This is a genomic window from Flaviaesturariibacter aridisoli (assembly GCF_004343705.1).
GTDB lineage: Bacteria > Bacteroidota > Bacteroidia > Chitinophagales > Chitinophagaceae > Flavisolibacter > Flavisolibacter aridisoli.
Genome location: NZ_SKFH01000013.1, coordinates 56,294 through 77,969, shown reverse-complemented (window position 1 = coordinate 77,969; position 21,676 = coordinate 56,294). Strand labels below are relative to the sequence as shown.

Below are 21,676 nucleotides of genomic sequence, written 5' to 3'. Positions count from 1 at the left end.
CGCGTGTCCTTACCGAAAGCTCAGTACGAGGCTCACGCCGTTCGTCCCGGCCATTTCGCTGTAGCCGCCTTTGAGCCGAAGACTCAGGTCGGGACTTACGTCGAAGGTCTTCAGGTGGGCGTCTACTGAGGCATCGACCACCTGCAGGCCCCACATGATGATGATAAAGAGGCCCGAGTAGTCTAGATCGCGGCGGAATTCGTTGCGCAGGTTGGCGAGGTTGCCGGCGGCGTTACGCGCGATGTAGTTCTGAAGCTGCGGGTGCACCTGCGTCTTACCGATCGAATCGTTGTTGACCAGGGCCGCATAGGCAAAGCGCGTACGGCGATACCAGGTGAGGTTGTAGATGAAGAGCGCCGTCGGGATGCCCACGGCTGCGTAAACGAGGGGCAGCTTCCAGTACTTGTGGTTGTAGATCTGCCCAAGTCCCGGCAGGATCGCCGAACGGATGGCCGCTTTGCGGGGCGAATGCAGGCGGCGCACCGAGTCAGCCTTCCGGTCCAGGGGCGACACCGGCGCGCGCATAGCGCTGTCGATGTTGACGCGGCGGTTGCTCGAATCGGAGATCGTCTGTGCGCCGGCGCCGAATGCCGACAACAAGACAAGCAGGAGGGCGGTATAGAGGCGTTTAGTCAATGGTTACGTTCATTAAGTCCAGCAACTTGTTCAGCTCTTCGAGCGAGTAGTAGTCAAAGGTGATCTGGCCGGAGCCGTTCTTGGCGTGCCGCATTTTGATGCGGGTGGCGAAGTGCGTGGCCAGCTTGTCCTCAATCTTCTTGAAGGCGGGCGACAGCGTATGGGCCGGCTCGGTCTTCTTTACCTCGCCTTCCTTATAAAAATTGCGGACCAGGTTTTCGGTTTGTCGTACCGACAGGCCCTTGCTCTTGATCTCGTCGAAAATATAGAGTTGCTTGTCGATTGTGTCTACGTTGATGAGCGCGCGGGCATGGCCCATGCTCAGCTCGCCGTTGCGCACCGCCACCTGGATGTCCGGGGGGAGTTTGAGGAGGCGGATGTAGTTAGTGACGGTAGAGCGGTCTTTTCCCATCCGCTCGGCCACCTGCTCCTGGGTGTAAGTGAGTTCTTCCATCATCCGCTTGTAGGAGAGGGCTACTTCCATGGCGTTGAGGTCTTCGCGCTGCAGGTTTTCGAGCAGGGCGAGTTCGAGCAGCTCCTGGTCGTTGGCCTGACGGATGTAGGCGGGCAGGTCTTTGAGGCCCGCCATCTTGGAGGCGCGCCAGCGGCGTTCTCCCGAGATGAGTCGGTACTTGCCTCCCGGCAGCTTGGAAACGGTGATGGGCTGGATGATGTCATGCAGCTTGATCGACGCGGCCAGCTCCTGGAGAGCGGTCTCGTCGAAATCGCGGCGGGGCTGCTTGGGGTTGGGCTCCACCTGGTCTACGGGGATGCGGTTCATGCCCGTCACTTCCTGCACCACGCCGGGCTTTACGGCGCCGGCCGGTGTTTTCAGGTCGCTGTCGATGCTCTGAAGAAGGGAACGGATGCCTTTACCGAGGGCGTCCTTGTTGCTTTGCTTGGAAGTACTCATACACGGTCACGATAGGGCGACGAAGGTACGACTTCCGGGGGACGTGAAACGTGTTGTGAAACCGCTAAATTATCGCTGATGTCGGATCTCAGATCTAGGATTTGGCTGGCGCACCCATAAAAAAAGGATCGCATAACGATCCATTTTTTGCTTTATAGGTCATTTAAAACCTGGAATCTGAAATCTGCGATCCGAGATCTGAAATTCTGGTCATACATCCTCCATGGTGCGTTCTTCCTGGGAAATACGCGTGAGGTTGTTCTTCTGCAGGATCTCCTTGGCGAGGTTGAGGTAGTTCATCGAGCCTTTGGAGTTGGCGTCGTAGAGGATCACCGGCTTGCCCACCGAAGGGGCCTCCGACAGGCGCGAGTTGCGGTGCACGATGGTGCTGAACACGAGGTCCTCGAAGTGGCGGCGCACTTCGCCCACCACCTGGTTACACAGGCGGAGACGGCCGTCGTACATCGTCATGAGGATACCTTCGATGGCGAGGCTCGGGTTGAGGCGGCTCTGCACGATCTTGATCGTGTTGAGCAACTTGCCGAGGCCTTCAAGGGCGAAGAACTCGCACTGTACGGGCACGATCACGGAGTCGGCGCCGGTAAGGGCGTTCACAGTGATGAGGCCCAGGGAGGGCGAGCAGTCGATGACGATGAAATCGTATTCGTCCCGCACCGATTGCACCAGTTGGCGCAGTACGTTCTCCCGGTTGGGGTAGTTGATCATCTCGATCTCGGCGCCCACCAGGTCGATATGGGAGGGAATGAGGTCGAGGTTGGGAATTTCCGTTTTGAGGATGACGTCGCGCGCCTCCGCCTGGTTCACCATGCAGTCGTAAAGGCTCTGCGTGATGTTCTGCAGGTCGAAGCCGACGCCCGTGGTGCTGTTGGCCTGCGGGTCGGCGTCGATCAGGAGAGTGCGGTATTCGAGCACGCCGAAGGAGGCGGCCAGGTTGATGGCCGTGGTGGTCTTGCCAACGCCGCCTTTCTGGTTTGCTACACCGATAATTCTAGCCATAAGGTTATTTCAGATGTCAGATTTAGAATTTCGGATTCCAGGGATCGGTTTCAATGGCTTAAATCTGAAATCCGAGATCTGAAATCTGAAATTGTTTTAGAGGTCTATTGTTTCGCCTACTGCCGGCAGCAGCAGCTCGATCCCGGCTTCGTGAAAGGCCTTGCGGGCCGCCTGCGTGTTGATTTTTATCGGCGGGAACGTGTCGTAGTGCACTCCGACCACTTTAGGGGCGCCGGCCATGCGGGCTGCCTCCACGGCGTCTTCATAGCCCATGGTAAAATGGTCGCCGATGCAAAGCACGGCGAAGTCGAGCTTTGCCCAGCGGGGAATGAGCTGCATGTCGAGGGTCAGGGCCGTGTCGCCGCTGTAATAAAAGCTGCGCTCCGGGGTGGTCACCACGAAGCCCATCGGATTACCGCCGTACGAGCCGTCGGGGAGGCCCGAGGAGTGAATGGCGTTGACGCATTTGACGGTGCCGAAGTCGAAGGCTTTCTTACCGCCGTGGTTCATTCCTACGGAGCCCGAAGCGCCCTTGCCGTCCATCCAGCCGGCTACCTCTGCCGAGGCGATCACCGTGGCGCCGGTGCGCTGGGCAATGGCCGGGGCATCGGCCACGTGGTCGCCGTGGCCGTGGGAGAGGAGCAGGTAGTCGCAGGGCAGGGTGCTAATGTCGATGGCCTTCGCCGCCGGGTTGGGCGTGATGAAGGGATCGAACAGGAGCACTTTCCCGCCGGTTTCCACTGCAAACGAGGCATGTCCGTAATACGTCAGTCTCATAACCAATCGAATAGCAACAAAAATACGCTTTTGCCGCCAATCGGGGTAGCGGCATTTGTCCCCACGAGGGGAGCCGGAGCGGGGCCGTGCCCGCGTCGGATTCCGGGCCTTTATCCACGTGTGGCCCCGCTGCCTGCACTTTCGTATCTTGCCGCTAATTCCCCCTTAATCGTATGTTCCTGAACGCTTCCGGTCCATCCCCCCTGGCTTCCGACCCCAATCTTACGGGGCTTTTTATGCAGGCGCCGGCGATGATCTGCATCCTCGAAGGAGCCGACCTCCGCTGCACCTTCACCAACCCGCTTTTTTCCCGCCTCTATGAAGGCAAGGTCCTGCTGGGGCGCACGCCCCGCGAGGTGGCGCCCGAGCTTGAGGGCCAGGGATATTTCGAAATGCTCGACCGGGTGTATACCTCCGGCGAGGCGGTGTATGGATATGAATTTCCCGGCGTGGCCGACTGGAACAACGAGGGCCGCGACACCACGAAGTACTTCAACATGGTCTATGCGCCGTATAAGGACGGAGCCCGCACCGCGGGGGTGATGATCTTCGGCTTCGAGGTGACCGAGCAGGTGCTGGCCCGCCAGCGCACCGAGCGCGAGGAGGAACGCATCCGCCGCATGGTCGACGCCCTGCCCCTGATGGCCTGGACTGCCGGGCCGGAAGGCGCCATCAGCTACCTCAATGCGCGCTGGTACGCCTACACCGGCCAGGAACCCGAAACGGCCCTGGGGAGCGGCTGGATATCGGCGGTACCCTCAAGCGAGCGCGGCGAATTGGCCGAACGCTGGAATAAATGCCTCATCGACGGAACGCCCTACGAGGCCGAAACGCGCTACCGCCGACACGACGGCGTGCTGCGCTGGCATTCCGCCCGGGCGGAACCCATCCGCGACACCGATGGCACCATCCTTTACTGGCTCGGCGTTTCCCACGACATCCACGACCAGAAAACGGATTCCGAGAACCTCGAACGCCTGGTGTCGGAGCGGACGCTCGCGCTGCAGCGGTCCAACGAGGAGCTCGAGCAATTTGCCTTCATCGCCTCCCACGACCTGAAAGAACCCCTCCGCAAGATCCTCTTCTTCAGCGGGCGCCTGCAGGAAGACGTACGCGAAGGCGGCCAGCCCTACCTCCAGCGGATCCGCGACGCAGCCACCCGCATGCGGACCCTCGTGGACGACCTGCTCGAGTTTTCGGGCGTTCAGACCGCACCGGACCACTTCGAACCTGTTGACCTCAACGACGTGCTGGCCGCCAGCCTGCAGGACCACGAGCTGCGTATCCAGGAGCTCGGTGCGGTTGTGGAAGCGGCACCGCTGCCCGTCGTGCGCGGGTTGCAACACCAGCTGCTGCAGCTGTTTACCAACCTGGTGGGCAATGCCCTCAAATACAACCGCCCCGGGGAAACGCCGCGGCTGCAGGTGGAGGCCCAGGCCGCAAGCCCGGCCGAGCTCGCACGCTTCCCGGAGCTCCCTGCCTGCGCGCCCTTTCATTCGATCCGCTTCCGCGACAACGGCATTGGCTTTGAGCCGGCCGAGGCGGAACGCATCTTCACCCTGTTTCAACGGCTGCACAGCCGCAGCAACTACAGCGGCACCGGCGTGGGGCTGGCGCTCTGCCGCAAGGTGGCACGCGCCCATGGCGGCGGCATCTATGCCGAAGGGGAGCGGGGGGCGGGCGCCGTTTTCCACGTGCTGCTGCCGGCTTGAGTAACGTCTTTGTTTCTTTCCGTACTTGCACCCCTAAATCGAAGCGGATGCGCAACCTGCCTTTTTCCCTCGTACTGATCGCGGTCATGCTGCTGCTCGATTTCTATGTGTTCTCGGTGCTGAAGGGCGTGTCGCAGGGCGCGGCGCAGCGCACCCGTTCCATCCTGTTCGCGGTGTACTGGACGCTGTCGGCGATGGCGCTGGTAGCGCTGCTGTTCATGCCGGCCATCAATGCGTCGGGGCTGCCGAAAGGCTTGCGCAACGCGCTGTTCGTAACGATGGTGGGCCTCTTTTTCGCCAAGCTGGTCGCGGCCATCTTTTTTCTTATCGACGATATCCGCCGCGGCTTTCAATGGGTGGCCGGGCGGCTTTTCTTTACCAATACGGAGGCCGAGCAGATCCAGTCCAACGGCGGCATCTCGCGCTCGGTGTTTCTCAGCTGGCTCGGGCTGGCTGCCGGCGGCGCACTGTTCACGTCGCTGATGTACGGCATGGGCAATAAATACGCCTACCGTGTGCACCGCGTCAAGCTACGCTTTCCCAACCTGCCGTTGGCCTTCCGGGGGCTCCGGGTGGTGCAGCTGTCCGACATTCACAGCGGCTCTTTTACCGACCACGACGCCGTAGCCCGCGGTGTGCAAAAGGTGCTCGACCTGAAGCCCGATCTTATTCTGTTTACCGGCGACCTGGTCAACAATACGTCCGATGAAATGGACCGCTTCCTCGAGCTGTTCGGCCGCCTGAAGGCGCCCATGGGGGTTTTCTCCACCCTGGGCAACCACGACTACGGCGATTACGTCCAGTGGCCTACGGCCGATGCGAAACGCGCCAACCTGGAACGGCTGAAAAGCATGCATGCCCAGATGGGCTGGCGCCTGCTGATGAACGAGCACGTGTTGCTCGAGCGCGGCACCGACCGCATCGCGGTGCTCGGTATCGAGAACTGGGGCGCCAAGGCCCGCTTCCCGAAATACGGCAAAATGAGTGAGGCGTACCCCGGCACCGAATCGGTTCCCTTCAAGATCCTCATGAGCCACGACCCCTCGCACTGGGACGCCGAAGTGCGCCCCCGTTACGGCGATATCGACCTGACGCTTGCAGGGCATACCCACGGCATGCAGTTCGGCGTGGAGCTCCCCGGCTTCCGCTGGAGCCCCGTGCAATACGTGTACAAGCAATGGGCGGGTTTGTATGAGGAAGGCGCGCAGAAGTTGTATGTCAACCGCGGCTTCGGCTTTCTCGGCTATCCCGGCCGCGTAGGCATTCTTCCCGAGATCTCGCTGCTGGAGTTCGAATAGAAACGTTTTAGGTCGGGAGTTTGACGTTTTGGGTGAAGTGGAAGCTGCGTTGCGCCGAGTAACTTAATTTCCGCTGGTATTCCCAAACCCCAAAAACCGAACTCCGCCCCTCTATCCGATTGATTAAACGAAATCCTTTTCGCAAGGTCAACGGATGTGGCCGGCTGCCGGTTGCGATTATTTTGATGCGAAAGAGGCTCTTGTCCGTTTTCCTGTTGCTTTGTGCCGCCCGGCTGGCCGCGCAGCAGCCCGCCGTGCCGAAGCCCGCGGTGGACAGCATCGCTTATTACGATGCCCTCTTCGACGATATGGCGGAATTCCTCGACTCCATCACGGCGCCGCGCACCTTTTTGCTCGCCGACGTCGGGCTTTCCTCCACTTACTTCAACTACCTGGAAGCTGGCGCCATCGACCTGGAGCCGCGCCGGCAAATCACCTGGACGCCTTCGATCGGCTACTATCACAAAAACGGCCTTGGCCTCGTGCTCAACAGCACCTTTGTGAGCGATGGCGCTTCGCTGAAAGCCTACCAGCACGTAGCCACCGCCTCCTACGACTACCTGAAGCAGGATGCCTTCGCTACCGGTTTATCGTATGCGCGTTTTTTTACGAAAAAAGAATTGTCCTTTTATACCACGCCGCTGCAAAACGAAGTAGGCGCGTATGTGACGTATAAAAAGTGGTGGCTGCGGCCGGCCCTCTATGCTTCGTACGGCTGGGGCAGCCGCTCGGCGTACGACGAGCGCGAGACCTACATACAGCGGATCCGCCTCCGCGACACCGGCGTTATCCGGGTGCAGACCAACGAGGTGATCAACGACTTCTCGTTGTCGCTGTCGCTGCGCCGCGACTTTTATTTCCTCAACCTGCTGCTGCCGCGGTCGTCGCTCCGCCTGACACCGCAGCTCGTGTTTTCAGCCGGCACGCAGAAGTTCGGCTTCAACCAGAATGCCTCCACCTTCGGCATCGTGCGCGGCACCGATCTCAACGAGCTGCTGAGCACTGAATATCAGACCCTAGACGACCAGCTGCGGTTTCAGCCGCTCTCGGCCACCGCGTTGCTGCGCGCCGAATGGTCGTGGAAACGCTTTTTCCTGCAGCCGCAATATGTGCTGAACTATTACTTCCCTTCCTCCAGTCGCAACCTCGCCGGCTACCTGCGGGTCAACTTCGGTTACCTGTACGAGTTTTGATCAGCCCGTCTCGCTTCGGCTGCGCTCAGCGTGACAGGGAGCACTGTCCCCGGTTGATTTTGGCAGTTGACTTCCTGTCAACCTGAGCGCAGCCGAAGGTTTAACGAAGCTCTGCTTCGCTTGGCATGAAGTTGGTGCCGCGAGCGGAAATGATTACCACATGAACCGCAAGTTACTTGTCGTCGCGGCCGGCCTGCTCATCGCGCAGGCGGGCAAAGCCCAGTTCCACATCGGTGTGAAGGGCGGTGTGAACCTCTCGAAGGTGCAGGGCCGGTCCTTCAAGGAAGAATTCAATACGGGCTACCACCTCGGCGGATTCGCCGAGATCGGCCTCGGGAAGAAGTTCGCCATCCAGCCCGAGCTGCTCTTCAACCAGTACCAGACGCGCACCGATACCTCCTTCAGCCAGGTGTATTCCAACGTCTTCTCCGACGCCTCCTCGGGCAACGTCAAACTCAACTACCTCTCGGTGCCGATCCTGCTCAACTACAAGCTGGGCACATCTTTCGCGCTGCAGGCTGGCCCCCAGTTCGGCGTGCTGATGAACAAAGACGAGAACCTGCTGCAGAACGGGCAGCGTGCCTTCAAAGGCGGCGACTTCTCCATGCTCGGCGGCGTACAGCTCTCGTTGAGCAAGATCCGCATCCAGGGCCGCTATGCCGTAGGCCTCAACGACATCAACGACGTCACCACCACGAGCAAGTGGAAAAGCCAGGCGATCCAGTTGTCGCTCGGGTTGGCCCTGTGAGCATAAGTAATTAAGTCGGAAGTCGGAATTCGGAAGTTTTGCCGACGCGACCAAAAGAAAATTCACCTCTGGCGAGGTGAATTTTCTGTTTGTTACCTGTGGTAATCCTCATGGTTTGGCGGGTAGGTGTTCGTCTTTTTGCAATAAAAATGAAAGAACGCGATTTATTCAAACGAACCAGGCAGTTCCATATCTATGTGCTGAAGCTGTGCAGGCACTTGCCTAAAGATCCGGCCGGATGGGAAACAGGGAAACAGGTAATTCGCTCAGCGGGGTCGGTTGGGGCCAATTATCGCGCAACGAAACGTGCGAAGTCGGATCCGGATTACCACAACAAGATAAAAGTGGTTCTGGAGGAAGCCGACGAATCCGAATACTGGCTTGGTGTCATCAGCGAATCCGGAATGGTGTCGGGCCCGGAGATCGACCGGCTTATTCAGGAAGCCGGGGAGCTAACAGCCATCTTTTCCGCTTCCGACAAAACCCTACGCAGGAAATTGTATGGGGAAGAATAATTCCGACTTCCGACTTCCGTCTTCCAAACCTTTCTTCCCGTCCTATCTTTGTCGCTTCACATGAAAGCATCCTCCAACGCCCGCTTGCTGTTGTCCGACGACGATATGGACTTCCTGCCGATCATCCCGCTCAACGAGCAGGATGGCGATCCGTTCGATCCCGGCTCCATGCCCGCGGAACTGCCGCTGCTGCCCCTGCGCAATACCGTGCTGTTTCCCGGCGTGGTGCTGCCCATCACCGTGGGCCGCGACAAAAGCATCCGCGCCGTGAGCGAGGCGGCCGACGCCAGCGGCGGGCTTATCGGTGTCGTGGCCCAGAAGGACCCCGCGGTGGAAGACCCCCACGCCGCCGACCTCGAAAGCATCGGCACGGTAGCCCGCATCGTGAAGCAGATCAAGATGCCCGACGGCGGCATCACCATCATCATCCAGGGCAAGGCCCGCTTCGCCATCGAGGCCGTTACCCGCGAGGAGCCCTGCTTCTTTGGAAAGGTGCGCCTCCTCGAAGACCCCGCGGCGCCCACCGACGACGAATTCGGCGCCCACGTGGCCCACATCAAGGAGCTCGCCGCCGAGATCATCCACCTGTCGCCCAACCTGCCCTCGGAAGCTTCGGCCATCCTGAAAAACATTGAAAGCCCCATCTTCCTCATCAACTTCGTATCGAGCAACCTCAGTAGCGACCTCAGCGAAAAACAGCGCCTCCTCGCCCTCGACGACATCCGCGAGCGCGCCGACCTGCTCCTCAGCTTCCTGCACAAGGAACTGCAGTACGCCGAACTGCGCAACAAGGTGACCAACAAAACGCGCGCGGAGCTGGACAAGCAGCAGCGCGAATACTTCCTGCAACAGCAGCTCAAAAGCATCAAAGAGGAACTGGGCGGCGACGCCAACGAGCGCGAGCTGCGCGACATGCAGCAAAAAGCCGCCGGCAAGCAGTGGAGCGAAGCCGCCGCAGAACTGTTCCGCAAGGGCGCCGAAAAGCTGGAGCGCATGCATCCCAGCACACCCGACTACTCGGTTGTGTACAATCACCTCGACTTCCTGCTCGACCTGCCCTGGGCCGAACACACCGAAGACCAGTACGACCTGCGCCACGCGAAAGACATACTCGATGCCGACCACTACGGCATGGAAAAGATTAAGGAGCGCATCCTCGAATACATCGCGGTGCTGCAGCTGAAAGGCGATATGAAATCGCCCATCCTGTGCTTCTACGGTCCGCCGGGCATCGGCAAGACCTCGCTGGGCCGCTCCATCGCAAATGCTATCGGCCGCAAATACGTGCGCCTGTCGCTCGGCGGCATCCACGACGAGAGCGAGATCCGCGGCCACCGCAAGACCTATATCGGCGCCATGCCGGGCCGCATCCTGCAATCGCTGCGCAAGGTGAAAAGCTCCAACCCCGTGCTGATCCTCGACGAGATCGACAAGGTGGGTGCCGACCACCGCGGCGACCCCAGCAGCGCGCTGCTCGAAGTGCTCGACCCCGAGCAGAACCACACGTTCTACGACAACTACCTCGAGCTCGAATACGACCTCAGCAAAGTACTCTTTATCGCCACGGCCAACAACCTGCAATCCATCCAGCCCGCGCTCCGCGACCGGCTCGAGATCATCGAGCTCAGTGGCTACGCGGTAGAGGAAAAGATCGAGATCGCCAAGCGCCACCTCGTGCCGAAGCAGAAGGAAGCCCACGGCCTTGGCAAAACGAAATTCCGCATCTCCGACAAGGTGCTGGAGCACATCATCGCCGCCTATACCCGCGAAAGCGGTGTGCGCGAGCTCGACCGCCAGCTGGCGGCTATCATGCGCAACCAGGCCAAGAGCCTGGCCATGGAAGGCAAGCTGCGCGAAGCGATGAAGCCCTCCGACGTGGAAGCCATCCTGGGCCGCCCACGCTACAGCAACGACCTGTACAAAGTGGCCGGCATACCCGGCGTAGCCGTAGGCCTTGCCTATACCTACGTCGGCGGCGACATCCTTTTCATCGAAACGACCCTCAGCGAAGGCAAGGCCGAACTGCGCCTGACGGGCAACCTCGGGCAGGTGATGAAGGAAAGCGCCGCCACGGCGCTGTCGTGGCTGCAGTCCAACGCCCGCACGGTCGGCCTCGACCCCAAAGTGTTTGAAAAGAAGACGGCCCACATCCACGTGCCCGAGGGCGCGGTGCCCAAGGATGGACCCTCGGCCGGCGTGACGATGCTGACGGCCCTCGCCTCGGCCTACACGGGCCGCAAGGTGCGCTCACACCTGGGCATGACCGGCGAGATCACCCTCCGCGGACAGGTACTCCCCGTGGGCGGCATCAAGGAAAAAGTGCTGGCCGCCAAACGCGCCGGCCTGCGCGAGCTGATCCTGTGCTGGCAGAACGAAAAAGACGTACAGGAGATCAACCCCGATTACATCAAGGGCGTGAAGTTCCATTTCGTAAAGACCATGGAGGAAGTGTTACAACTGGCGCTGGGCAAGTAAAGTTGGAAAATCGGAAGTGGGAAGCCGGAAGTCGGGCGCCGCGGTGAAAGCCTGCAGGGGCGCTGGGTTCGCAAGCGACCCTGGAACACGACGACACAACGGCGCAACGGCACGACGGATACGACCCGGAAGCCGACGATGCGTTTCAATCAAATCATTAAGAAGGCCACTGCCCGCCAGTGGGGTATAGCCCGCTTGCAGCCTTTCAGCGGGCAGTCAATTCCAAAAATTATCCGTAATTAGCATGTGTGCTTCCTAAACCAGGCCCCATGCGTTTCGTTTCCCTCGTACTGATATTCATTTTTCCGCAAAATCTATTCGCCCAGCGCCCCATAGCGGAGCTGCCGGTGCCCGCGGCATATGCCAGGAGCAATCAGCAGGACGAGCAGCGCTACCAAGCCTGGGTGCATCCCGTTGAAAGTGCGGCGGGTACTGCTTCGAACAACGCGCGCGCAGCGAAAGCCGCCGGTTGGAAGAACTTCAATCTCGATTCGGCGGAGCGGCAGGCGGAGGCCTTACAGCTGGCCGCTCTCGATCGCAGGGTTTCGTTCATGAAACAAAACCCGGGTAGCTATACTTCCCTTCGGCACTTCTGGACCTTCGTGCTAAATGCTACGCGCATGCCCCTCGACTCGGTGCAGGCCCTTTACCGGTCGTTCAGTGCCGGCTTGCGCGCAACGCCGCTGGGCCGTGTGCTGGAACAGAAACTGGTTTATAAAGAGGCCCTTCGGGTGGGGCAGCCGGCGCCGGACTGTGTGTTCACCACCGTCGACGGCCAGCGCTTGCAACTATCTTCCTTCCGCAACCGGAACTATGTGCTGCTGTGCCTGTGGGCTTCCTGGTGCAGGCCCTGCCAGCGGAGCATCCCTAAGATCCGACAGCTCGATTCTGTCTACCGCGCGAAAGGCCTGCAGGTAATTCATATTTCCGTTGATACCGACACCGCCGCCTGGAAGCAGGCATTGGCCTATCACCAAATGCCCTGGCCGCAAACCTGCGACCTGCCCGCCTATACCGGCCCGGTTCGGCTGGCCGACCGTTACGATGCCTGCTGGGTGCCGCGTTATTACCTGGTGGACAAGGCAGGAACCATCCGTTATGACAGCGTCCGGGCGCACGACGATGAGGGTTGGGAAGTGCTGCGAGATTTGCTCCAAAAGGAGCTGAATTGATGGGGGACGACGGCGCCAGTCGCCAGTAGGCAATCAAAAGCATTTTCGAAAAAAAACCACTGCATCGCAGTGGTTTTTTCCTTTCGCCGCGTCGCCCTTCGCCGCGCCGCCGCGTGAACCGAACCGCCGTTTGCGGCGTCCGAATGACCTAAGCGCCGTACCACTCAAAACCCCAAACTTCCCTTACGCCGTCGGCGCTTCCGTTTTCGAAACCACGGGGTTGCGGCGGATGATGCGGGCTTCTTTATAATCGCGCGAGAGGTCGGGGAAGCGTTTGACGAGGCCGCGCACGAGCGGGTCAACCTTGTCGCGGAGCAGTATGGCTACATCGGCGAAGCCGGTTTTGAGGTCGCTGGTTTTGCCTTTGGCGTCGGAGATGGCATTGGCCGGCGCCTGCGCCCATTCTTCGTAGCGGCCTTTGTTGGCCTCCAGGTCGGTGATGCTTTCTTCGGTAAGGCCGAAGTCTGCCAACTCGGTGGCCCATTGGCGGGCGGCGGAGAGGTAGCGGGCGGCCAGACCCGGCAGCTCGCCATCGCGCAGGCGGGTAAACGAGGTGGGGGTGCGGTCGGTGAGCTCGGCCAGCCCGAAGTTACCGGTATCGTTGGCAAAGGCGAGGAGGGTGCTGCCCACCGCTTGCATCGACTCGATGAGGAGGCCGCCGGCGCCGGCTTTGTTTTCGGTGGCGCCTTCCGAGCGCGTAAAGCGCGCGTTGCGGATGCGGGATAAAGTCGCCTTGATCTGCCGCATCCGGGCGAAATGGCGCCGCAGGGCGGGAATGGCGTTGACGATCTGATCGTGGCGCAGGGCGATGTTGTCGACGCGTTCCAGCATGTTGTACTGCGCTTCCTGCTTTTTGGTAAAGGCTTTTGTTTTTGCCATGGGGAAGGGTTTAGGAATGAGTGGATCAGTAAACCTTGTTTCCAATGGGTGCGGCGGTGGCTTTCGCAGGCAGGCCCTTGGGCGGGCACTTCCGGTAGGGTAGTGAACAGAAAGGTAGAAACGATTTCCCGGTTGTCCAAGCCCGGGAGCGCCTGGAGACCGTGCTTTCCCCGGATTTTCGACCTAATTTCCTGTAAATCACCACCGTAAAAACGAAAATTTTGCTTCATTGTCTGGCGGGCGCATGCAGTTGCTTCGTGGGCGCAGGCAATTGCATGTCAAACACAGGCAGTTGCAAGCCGGACACAGGCAGTTGCGCGACCGGCGCAGGCAGTTGCCGGTTTGACGCTGAGGGTTGTAATCCTGGTATATGCAGTTGTGTCACTGGCGAACGCAATTATGGCAGCGACGCAGGCGGTTGCGCACCCGGCGCATTTGTTTGCGCGCTGGGCCGGTTCAAATGCGTCGGTGGCGGATACGTTTGTAGGGCCGGCGGGGGCGTTTGCGTGGTAGGCGCAGTTGCCCGGAGACTTTGCGCATGCAGGTGCGGCTGTGGCTTTACTGTTTGCGGGCGGGTCGTAAGCGGTTGCCCCGGTGGCGGCCAGCTACCCGGGGCTGACGGGGTTGTTTGGGAAAGGGAAGCCATGGTTTGGCCGCGTGCGGCCTGTGCTTTGCCACCCCGCCCCGAATTCCTACCTTACGGCCCGAATGCCTCGTGTTCTCCTTTTCCTGTTCCTCATAGCCTCCGGTGCCCTCCAGGCCCAGACCCTGGGCGGTTCCGCCGTGTACAACTTCCTGCTGTTGCCGGCAGCGCCGGCGCTGTCGGCGGCGGGCGGCGTCAATGTGTCGCTCGAGGCGGGGGATGCCGGGCTCGCGGCCAATAACCCGGCACTGTTGCGCCCGAAGTTGCACAGTCAGCTGGCGCTCAACTTCAACGCGTTTTTCGCTTCCACCAAAGCCTGGCAGCTCGCCGGCGCCTACGATGCCCCGAAGTGGAAGACGACCTTCGGCGCGGCGCTCTTTTACGTGGATTACGGAAAGCTCGCGCAGACGGATATCTATGGCAACGAGCAGGGCGATTTTCACCCCCGCGATTTCTCCTTCCAGCTGTCGGCGGCGCGCAGCTACGGACCCCGCTGGCAATACGGGCTGACTGCAAAAGTGATCCGCTCCAGCTACGGCTCTTTCGGCTCTACCGGGCTCGCCTTCGACGCGGGACTGCACTACACCGATTCGGTCAACGGCTTTTCCGCCGGCCTGCTGGCGAAGAACATGGGCGCACAACTGAGTACTTACGGCGGCCGCGCCGAAGACCTGCCCTTCGATCTGCAAATAGGAGTTACGAAGCGCCTCGCCAAAGCGCCCTTCGGGTTCTCGCTCACCGCGCAGCAGGTACACCGTTTCAACACGGCCTACAATGACTCCGTATTTAACAACGACATCGGTTTTGCCAAAAACACCAGCTTCGCCACCAAGCTGTTCAACCACTTCGTGCTCGCCACGCACGTGTATTTCGGGAAAGGCTTTGAAGCCACGATCGGCTACAACTTCCTGCGCCGCAGCGAGCTCAACATCGGCGCTACCGGCAACGGGCTCAACGGCTTTTCCGCCGGCTTCCGCGCGCGCTTCAGCCGCCTGCAGGTGCAGTACGCCCGCGCCTACTACCAGCGCGGCGGGACTTATAACCAACTGGGCCTCCAGATTCCCCTGCAACGGCGGATCTGATCGACATGCTGCTCCATTTTTTCATCGCGGAGAAAAGGAGGGAGCATTTTGAACGCGGAGGCAGGGGAGGGCGCAACGAAGTCTCCGGACTGGAGCGGTGTATTTTTCTCCGGAGTATTCCTTTTAACGGCGATCGTAGTGGGAGCGTTCCGCGCAGCGGAACAGGCGCGGAGGCAGGTTTACTGGTATCGGTCAATCCTAATGTTCCAGTTGCGTAGCGATGACGCGTCGATAAACGACCGACGCGGTTTCTTGCAGATAAAACGGAGACCGCTACCGTTCGTACGGCCTTTGCGCCCGTCCGACCGGCCGGGCGGACATGTCCTGCGCAGCGGGACGCTTGACCAACGACGGCCAGCGGCTGCTGTGCCCTAAAAGCGGCAGCCGTCATAGGAACCGAACGTTGCGCTCTTCATCAGCCTTTGCGTTCACGATAATTACTTCGTGTCTTTGCGTTAAATAGCCGTGAACGTGCCCAGATCAGGGTTCTTGCTCGCCTACCAGGTGGCGCTCATCGGGGAGCAGGGGCAGTTGCTGGCCGAAGCAGGAGTCGAGCAGGAGGCGGAACTGGTTCACCATCCCGGCGCCTTCCGGCCAGTGACCAGGGAGCCCGGGCGAGGTGTAGACTGCGAAGAGGTTCGTGAAAAAGTAGTCGCGCTGCGCGGGTTTGCCGAAGCGGTAGCCGTGGTCGCCGAGGAGCAGCACGATCGTCGGTCGCCTGGCTTGGCGGAGCATATCGTCCACCAGGCGGAGGTAGACCCGGTTGCCGTATTGCAGGTAGCCCGTGTAGGCGGCCGTATTACTACGGTCGTTGGCCACCTGCGCCGGCTGGCGAGCCCCATTGGAATCATATACATAAGGACTATGCGGAAGGAGCAGGTGCGTGTACACGAACCGGGGCTTTGTCGTTTCCTTCCGCAGGACAGACCGCGTAGCGCGCAGCAGCGTTTCGTTGACGCTCTCGTTGCCGGTTTTCGGAGCCGGCGCAGGTCCGAAGCTTTCGCGCAGGCGCGCCGTCAGCGTTTGCCGCTGCAGCAGGTCCGTCCACTGTGCGTTCCACACGCGTGGGGAAGGGGAGGGCGCGCCGGCGAGGTCGAAGAAGGAGCAGTTGTGCAGCTCGTAGTCCTGCGCGCGGAAGAAGCGGAAAGCTTCGTTGTCGTGGATCCAGTAAAAGCAGCGGCCCACGTCGGTGGCATTGGTGCGCGAGGCGGCGGGGAAGTAGCTGCCGTTGAGCAGCGAGGCCGTGGAATATTCGGTGTAGTTGTAGTTCGATTGCGAGCCTTCGTGCACGGCAAAGCCGCGGTGGCGCAGGCTGTCGAGGAAGGGTCGGTTGTCGAAATTCAATTGTTCCTTCAGTTGCCGGTTGGAAGCGTACTCGTCGGCGACGATGAGGAACACGTCCGGGCGGAGGCCTGTGGCGGGCCGCAGGGCCCATTGGCGCCCCGCTTTCTCCCTTACCCGCGCGCGGTAGCGGCGCAGCCAGCCGCCGCCTTCCACGACGAGCAGCAGCAGCAGGAGCGTATTGAGAAAGGTGACGGCACGGACCGGGTCGCGGCCCCGGCGCTGACGCCAGGCGGCCCAAACAACAATTACGAGGAGTAGTGGCAGGATCCAGGCCCAGGAAAGAGGCAGGCCCGGCACCCGGGCCCGGAGTGCATCGTGCATACTGCCGTAAAAAAGCTCGGATGCCAGCAGCAGGGCCGCCGGCATCGCACCGCGCCGCCAGCCACCGCAAAGCCACCGGCCAGCAAGCAACAGTGCGCCCGCGACGGCAGTATAGCGCAGCAGCAAGCGAACCGCTTCCGCGCCCGGCAAAAGGCCGTAGTTCTGTACGTAGCCGTGCGCCACGAAAAAAACCGGCAGCAGGAAGAGGAAGAAAGGTGTGCGGAAAGGAGCAGCGAGGCGGCGCATCGGCACAAGATAGGTACTCCGCCGCATCAGTGCGAAGGTGCCTTGCCGGACGAGCGAATGCCGCGGTACGGCAGCAGCGGCCACTGCTGCCCGAAGTAGCGGTTGAAGACCACGCGGAATGCGTTCACCGGCGAGGCGGCGGCTGCGTCCCCGTAATCGCCACGCGGGAAGTACAGGGCAAAGAGGTTGTCGAGGGAGTCGTAGCGGGCGCCGCCCTCGCGGTAGCCGTGATCGCTGAGCAGGAGGATCACCGTATTTCTACGACCCTCCCTGCGGATGCGGGCCACTTGCTCCAGCAGGATGCGGGTGGCCAACCGCACCTGGTCCAGGTAAGCGGCCGGTTCCTCCGCGGCCGATGCCATGCGTTCCCTCGGGCCTCCGGTTGAATCGAACAGGTAGGGGTGGTGGGTGAGCAGCAGGTGCTGGTATACAAAGCGCGGCTTCCGCGCCGCATTGCTGTCGATGGAAGAAAGCAGGGCGGCACGGTAGTAGGCAAGGTCCTGGCGCCGCCTGGCGGCATCGTTGTAACCGTACACGGGTGCAAACAGCGCCGCCCAGGGATCAAGCGTGCGGGCGCGGTCGCGGCGGAGGCGGCCCGTCAGGGTAGCACCGAACAACTGCGTCCAGGCGAAGTCGCCGAATTCGTTGAGGCCATCCCGGTTTTTACGGTCACTGTCGAAGGGCGCTTCGAAGCGGATCTCGTAGCCGCTTCGCTCCAGCATGCGGAGCGTTTCGTTGTCGGAGAGGCTGCGCACCGCGCGCAGTACGGTCCGCGGGTCGTCCTGCCGGTGCTCGAGATTGCTGTCGAGGTAACGCATCTGCAGCAGGCTGCTCATCGAAAACAGGGTGAAGTCGTAGTTGGAGCGGCTTTGTGGTGCCACCCAAAGTCCGAGCCGGCGAAGCGAATCGAGGAAGGGCCGGTTGTCGTGCCCCATCTGCGCCAACGTTCCCGCGCCGGCGTATTCATCCATCACCAAAAGGAAAATGTCCGGGCGCGCGGAACCGGGCAGGGGAGTCCGGTACTGCTCCGACAGCGGGTATTGCGTAAACAGCCCATTCCCGTGCCGTCGGTATTCCGCAGCGCGCACAAGTGACGTGCCGGCTTCCACGAGGCAAAACACGAGGAACAACAGGTTGAGATAGCGGGTCAACAGACTGCGGCGCCGCTCGGTGCTGAAAAGGAAGAAGGCAGCTACGGCGGCCATTCCAAACAGCAGCAGCGGCAACCAGGTGTAGGAGCGCGCCGTTGCCGGGAGCAAGGGTTCGAGCTTGTCCTGCAGCACGCCATAGTAGATAAACACGAAGCCGGTAACGAAGGCGACGCCCGACGCTTTCCCGCGGTTCCGAAGCAGGAGAGCCGCTACAACCCAAGCCAGCAGCAGCACCGTTCCGGCGAGCAGCAGGAAGTGCAGGGCGAGGCCGGCCGTGATGAAGCCGAACAGCGCGTTGCCGGCATGCCACAGGGCAAACAACGGCAGCAGGAGCAGGTAAAGCGGTCGGGACAGGAGCCCGCGGGTAGCGAACATGGGCGGAAAGATAAAGCGCCCGGCCGGGGCGCACGCTATTTATAACGCACGGATACCGAGCTGTCGGGCAGCAGGGGGTACTGTTGCCCGAAATAGCGGTTGAAGAGATCGCGGAACAAGTTGACCGGGCTCACGTTAATGGGAAGCGCCGGCTTGCCGTCGGGGTAATACACGGCTACGAGGTTGCGGAACGCATCGTCGTGCGGCAGTTCGTCCATCCGGTTGCCGTGATCGCTGATGAGGAAGATGACCGAGCGGCGCCGACCCTTTGCGCGGATATCGCGAACCAACCGCAGGAGGTCGCGGTTGGCCACGCGCACCGCGTTGTGGTAGGCGGACATGCTTTTGTCGGCAGCGATGGCGCGGTACGAGCGCAGATGGCCGAGGCTGTCGTACAAAAACGGATGGTGCGTGGTCAGCAGGTGGCCGTAGGTAAAGCGCGGCGCGCGGCGGCTGTTGCTGTCGATGCGCGCGCGGGTATCGTCCAGGTGCGCCTGGATGTCGCGGGCCCGCTGTGCGTAGTCGTTGTAATTGACCGGTTGCGGGAAAAGCCGCAGCAGCGGGTCGGCGGGCAGGTGGATGTCGCGGTGAAAGCGGAAGGGCAACGTGGGCTTGAACAGCTTCAGGTAGGAGTAGCCGCCGAATTCGTTCACCGTCGGTTGCCGTTGCCAGGGGGTTTCCAGCGAAGCGGATACCTGCAGGTCGTAGCCTTCCTTGCGGAGGATGCGCATCGTTTCGTTGTCGGCCAGCGACCGCACGGCCCGCATCATCAGGCGCGTGTCGGTGCCGTTGGTTCCGAGCGCCGGATCGATATAGTCCATATTGAGACAGGAGCTCATGGCGTAGGGCGTGAAGTTGTAGTTGGCGCGGCTGCTGTCGGCCACAAAGAACCCGAGCCCGCGGAGGCTGTCGAGGAAAGGCTTGTTGTCGAAGCCGGTTTTGCGGAGCACGTCGGCGCGGGCGTATTCGTCGAGCACCAGCAGGTAAATATCGGGGCTGCCTTCCGGCGGTGGCACGGGACGGAAGGCATCGGAAAGTGTCGTTCCCGGCTGTATCAGGTTGCGGTGCCTGCGGTAGTCGAGGTAGTGTATCCCGCTCGTGATCCCTTCGGCCAGCAGCAGGGTGGCGAGCAACAGGTTAAGAAAGCGGAAGGCGCGCTTGCCGGCCCGTTCGCGCCGGGCGCAGCGCAACCCGGCCCACACGGCGGCGCTGAGCAGCAGGAGCGGGAACAGCTTGTAGGTAACGAGGCGCGCGTGCCCGTATTTCAGCACGAGGTCGTACAGGTTGCCGAACAGTAGAAATACAGCCAGCAGAAACAAGCTCACCGCCGCCGCCCGCACCGCATCGCGGAAGATCAACCGGCACAACCCATAGAGCAGCCCGCCCCAGATGCCGGCATACAGCAGGAAAAACAGCGCGTCCGAAAGCCGGATGAGCCCGAAGAATTCGTTGAACGAGTGCCACAGCGCAAACAGCGGCAGCAGCCCCAGGAACAGGGGGCGTGCGTACAGGGAGCGGCCGGGTGTGGGGCTGTCGGTCATGGCGTTTGGGGCGTCAGCACGACGCGGTAGGGGCGAAGCTGTTGATAGGTTCCGGTCACCGGCTCGAAGCGCACCGTTGTGCCGTGCACGCGGCTGTAATAAGCACGGATGTCTTCCTGCTGCCAGCCGGCGAGGCAGGCGTTCGGGTGCAGCGGCAGGTCGCGGATGCTCCGCAGCCCGAAGTGTTCCAGGAAGGGGCGTTCCAGGTGGTTGAGGAAGTGCTCGCTGATGAGGACGTTCGGCATTGGGTATTTCGCCGGCGGTGCCCACACGGGGTAGGCATAAAAAGGCAGTTGGTCCATGCCCACAAAAAAGAGCGTGTCGCGGTGCGCGGCAAAGTCGCGCCAGGCGGCGACAAAGGTGCGGGTGACGGCGGCATTGCTTCTTCCCTGCTTTACACGGATCCAGAATCCCCAGCCGGCGAGCAGCAACGGCGCCAGCAGCAGCCACGGGCGCACCGGCCGGGCGGGCGGCGTACGTGTGGACAGCGCGAGCAACACCGGGAAGCAGAGAAAGGCCATCAGCAGGTAGTCGGGGAACTTGGCATACGTGTAGTTGAGCGCGAACCACATCGCCACCGCGATCGCGATGCTTGCGCCCAGCGCCAGCCACTCGGCGCGCCGCCGCAAAAACAGGAAGGCGCAGAGCAGCGACAGGAAGTACAGCCGGTTGTTGACGAAAAACCAGCGCAGGATCTCCCCCGACATCCGGAACCCCGGCTTGTAGGTGGCCTTGAACTTCGCCGCCATGATCGGGAGGGTCATGATCTGCGTGTCGAGTAACGGCTTTTGCCCGATGATGCGCCGCTCGAAATAACCGGGATCACCGGGCGCGTAGCGGGTCATGTTGCGGTGGTTGTAAAATGCGTATACCTGCTGCCGGTACGCCTCTTCGCGTTGCCACCCGGGGATGCGTTTTTCGTAATAGTTGCGGTGAAAGAGGTGCAGTGCCCCGATCGCAGCGAGGGCGGCCAGCAGCCAGAGCGCTTTGCGGAGGCGCGGCTTCCACCCGGGTGTCAGGATCCAAAAGGGGAGTGCCAGCGGCAGGAGGGGCAGCAGGGAATGCACCCGGAGCAGGGAGGCCGAAGCATACAGGGTTGCACCTTTGTAAGGCTTGTCCGTCGCGCCCGGCACCGGCGGTAGCGAAAGCCGCAGCAGGCCCGCCATTCCGAGCACGATCGAGGTGCTGGTAAAATTGAGCGCGGAAAAATAGCCGGTCTCGAAAACGAGGAAGAAAAAGGTGTAAAAGGCGAGCGCCTGCAGCAGTGTGTTGCGCCGGAGCAGGCGCTGGAAAATGAGGGTGCAGGCAACGAACTGGGCCGCCAGCAACGTCAGTGTATACCAGTTCACGGAAGGCATCCAGGTGAATGCGATCTTCAGCGGCCAGCCGATGATCGGGTTGACGATGTGGTTGTAATGGAGCAGCTCGGTTGGCGCCGTGCCGAAGCCGCCGGATAGCTGGTAAAGCACAAACAGGTCTTCCACCGTTCCGTATTGCGGCGCCAGGAAGGAGGCGATCGAGAGAAAGTAAAGCGCTGTAACACCGGCGCAAAAAGCCCACTGCCTGCGGTATGACGACAAAAAAGATCCGGGTTCTTGCATGGTGTGTTGGGCGCTAAAAATAGTGATTCGGAACCAA

Annotated in this window: 17 protein-coding genes; 8 read left to right on the top strand and 9 right to left on the bottom strand. The window is 61.2% G+C overall.

Annotation, left to right across the window (positions count from 1 at the left end):
* Positions 1-9: 9 nt before the first annotated feature.
* The 4 genes from E0486_RS10080 to E0486_RS10065 form a co-directional block, all read right to left on the bottom strand.
* Positions 10-636, bottom strand: coding sequence for a DUF5683 domain-containing protein (locus tag E0486_RS10080; RefSeq protein WP_131852042.1), 627 nt, complete (start codon positions 634-636; stop codon positions 10-12).
* The gene (locus tag E0486_RS10075) at positions 629-1,549 is read right to left on the bottom strand and encodes a ParB/RepB/Spo0J family partition protein (protein WP_131852041.1); all 921 of its coding nucleotides are present in this window, start codon (positions 1,547-1,549) and stop codon (positions 629-631) included. Before E0486_RS10075 ends, E0486_RS10080 begins: the two co-directional genes overlap by 8 nt.
* A gap of 210 nt (positions 1,550-1,759) precedes the next feature.
* The gene (locus tag E0486_RS10070) at positions 1,760-2,566 is read right to left on the bottom strand and encodes a ParA family protein (protein WP_131852040.1); all 807 of its coding nucleotides are present in this window, start codon (positions 2,564-2,566) and stop codon (positions 1,760-1,762) included.
* Between the two features lie 96 nt (positions 2,567-2,662).
* On the bottom strand, positions 2,663-3,343 hold the full coding sequence (locus tag E0486_RS10065; RefSeq protein ID WP_131852039.1) for a metal-dependent hydrolase: 681 nt from the start codon (positions 3,341-3,343) through the stop codon (positions 2,663-2,665).
* Between the two features lie 173 nt (positions 3,344-3,516).
* Here E0486_RS10065 and E0486_RS10060 point away from each other — a divergent pair, with 173 nt between their 5' ends.
* The 7 genes from E0486_RS10060 (at position 3,517) to E0486_RS10030 (ending at position 12,456) form a co-directional block, all read left to right on the top strand.
* A complete protein-coding gene (locus E0486_RS10060; protein WP_131852038.1) occupies positions 3,517-5,055 on the top strand; it encodes a PAS domain-containing sensor histidine kinase in 1,539 nt (512 codons plus the stop codon).
* Positions 5,056-5,102: 47 nt separating this feature from the next.
* Entirely contained in the window at positions 5,103-6,353 is a 1,251-nt protein-coding gene (locus E0486_RS10055) for a metallophosphoesterase (RefSeq protein WP_131852037.1), read from the top strand.
* 185 nt (positions 6,354-6,538) lie between these two features.
* Complete coding sequence (locus tag E0486_RS10050; protein ID WP_131852036.1) at positions 6,539-7,546, top strand: hypothetical protein; 1,008 nt, start codon at positions 6,539-6,541, stop codon at positions 7,544-7,546.
* 160 nt (positions 7,547-7,706) lie between these two features.
* Complete coding sequence (locus E0486_RS10045; protein ID WP_131852035.1) at positions 7,707-8,294, top strand: porin family protein; 588 nt, start codon at positions 7,707-7,709, stop codon at positions 8,292-8,294.
* 149 nt (positions 8,295-8,443) lie between these two features.
* Positions 8,444-8,809, top strand: coding sequence for a four helix bundle protein (locus E0486_RS10040; RefSeq protein WP_131852034.1), 366 nt, complete (start codon positions 8,444-8,446; stop codon positions 8,807-8,809).
* A 60-nt stretch (positions 8,810-8,869) separates the two neighbouring features.
* Positions 8,870-11,284: an endopeptidase La gene (lon, locus tag E0486_RS10035; protein ID WP_131852033.1), complete on the top strand. Its 2,415-nt coding sequence runs from the start codon at positions 8,870-8,872 to the stop codon at positions 11,282-11,284.
* A gap of 269 nt (positions 11,285-11,553) precedes the next feature.
* Positions 11,554-12,456 carry a TlpA family protein disulfide reductase gene (locus E0486_RS10030; protein WP_131852032.1) on the top strand — a complete coding sequence of 301 codons (903 nt, stop codon included), beginning with the start codon at positions 11,554-11,556 and terminating at the stop codon, positions 12,454-12,456.
* Between the two features lie 183 nt (positions 12,457-12,639).
* Here the strand turns inward: E0486_RS10030 and E0486_RS10025 are convergent, their stop codons facing one another.
* Entirely contained in the window at positions 12,640-13,335 is a 696-nt protein-coding gene (locus E0486_RS10025; protein ID WP_131852031.1) for a hypothetical protein, read from the bottom strand.
* 708 nt (positions 13,336-14,043) lie between these two features.
* Here E0486_RS10025 and porQ point away from each other — a divergent pair.
* On the top strand, positions 14,044-15,060 hold the full coding sequence (gene porQ, locus E0486_RS10020; protein WP_131852030.1) for a type IX secretion system protein PorQ: 1,017 nt from the start codon (positions 14,044-14,046) through the stop codon (positions 15,058-15,060).
* Between the two features lie 480 nt (positions 15,061-15,540).
* Here the strand turns inward: porQ and E0486_RS10015 are convergent, their stop codons facing one another.
* Genes E0486_RS10015 through E0486_RS10000 form a run of 4 tightly spaced genes read right to left on the bottom strand, consistent with a single transcriptional unit; the run spans position 15,541 to position 21,639 of the window.
* Positions 15,541-16,971: a sulfatase-like hydrolase/transferase gene (locus tag E0486_RS10015; RefSeq protein ID WP_165917277.1), complete on the bottom strand. Its 1,431-nt coding sequence runs from the start codon at positions 16,969-16,971 to the stop codon at positions 15,541-15,543.
* A gap of 26 nt (positions 16,972-16,997) precedes the next feature.
* The gene (locus tag E0486_RS10010) at positions 16,998-18,497 is read right to left on the bottom strand and encodes an alkaline phosphatase family protein (protein ID WP_131852028.1); all 1,500 of its coding nucleotides are present in this window, start codon (positions 18,495-18,497) and stop codon (positions 16,998-17,000) included.
* Between the two features lie 35 nt (positions 18,498-18,532).
* A complete protein-coding gene (locus E0486_RS10005) occupies positions 18,533-20,038 on the bottom strand; it encodes a sulfatase-like hydrolase/transferase (RefSeq protein WP_131852027.1) in 1,506 nt (501 codons plus the stop codon).
* Positions 20,035-21,639, bottom strand: coding sequence for a hypothetical protein (locus E0486_RS10000; protein WP_131852026.1), 1,605 nt, complete (start codon positions 21,637-21,639; stop codon positions 20,035-20,037). Before E0486_RS10000 ends, E0486_RS10005 begins: the two co-directional genes overlap by 4 nt.
* Positions 21,640-21,676 lie beyond the last annotated feature (37 nt).

Coding starts and splice junctions, on each gene's coding strand:
- E0486_RS10005 (WP_131852027.1), bottom strand. CDS start 20,038: ATGACCGACAGCCCCACACCCGGCCGCTCCCTGTACGCACGCCCCCTG.
- E0486_RS10045 (WP_131852035.1), top strand. CDS start 7,707: ATGAACCGCAAGTTACTTGTCGTCGCGGCCGGCCTGCTCATCGCGCAG.
- E0486_RS10030 (WP_131852032.1), top strand. CDS start 11,554: ATGCGTTTCGTTTCCCTCGTACTGATATTCATTTTTCCGCAAAATCTA.
- E0486_RS10055 (WP_131852037.1), top strand. CDS start 5,103: ATGCGCAACCTGCCTTTTTCCCTCGTACTGATCGCGGTCATGCTGCTG.
- E0486_RS10075 (WP_131852041.1), bottom strand. CDS start 1,549: ATGAGTACTTCCAAGCAAAGCAACAAGGACGCCCTCGGTAAAGGCATC.
- E0486_RS10015 (WP_165917277.1), bottom strand. CDS start 16,971: ATGCGCCGCCTCGCTGCTCCTTTCCGCACACCTTTCTTCCTCTTCCTG.
- E0486_RS10010 (WP_131852028.1), bottom strand. CDS start 18,497: ATGTTCGCTACCCGCGGGCTCCTGTCCCGACCGCTTTACCTGCTCCTG.
- E0486_RS10065 (WP_131852039.1), bottom strand. CDS start 3,343: ATGAGACTGACGTATTACGGACATGCCTCGTTTGCAGTGGAAACCGGC.
- E0486_RS10050 (WP_131852036.1), top strand. CDS start 6,539: ATGCGAAAGAGGCTCTTGTCCGTTTTCCTGTTGCTTTGTGCCGCCCGG.
- lon (WP_131852033.1), top strand. CDS start 8,870: ATGAAAGCATCCTCCAACGCCCGCTTGCTGTTGTCCGACGACGATATG.
- porQ (WP_131852030.1), top strand. CDS start 14,044: ATGCCTCGTGTTCTCCTTTTCCTGTTCCTCATAGCCTCCGGTGCCCTC.
- E0486_RS10070 (WP_131852040.1), bottom strand. CDS start 2,566: ATGGCTAGAATTATCGGTGTAGCAAACCAGAAAGGCGGCGTTGGCAAG.
- E0486_RS10025 (WP_131852031.1), bottom strand. CDS start 13,335: ATGGCAAAAACAAAAGCCTTTACCAAAAAGCAGGAAGCGCAGTACAAC.
- E0486_RS10040 (WP_131852034.1), top strand. CDS start 8,444: ATGAAAGAACGCGATTTATTCAAACGAACCAGGCAGTTCCATATCTAT.
- E0486_RS10060 (WP_131852038.1), top strand. CDS start 3,517: ATGTTCCTGAACGCTTCCGGTCCATCCCCCCTGGCTTCCGACCCCAAT.
- E0486_RS10000 (WP_131852026.1), bottom strand. CDS start 21,639: ATGCAAGAACCCGGATCTTTTTTGTCGTCATACCGCAGGCAGTGGGCT.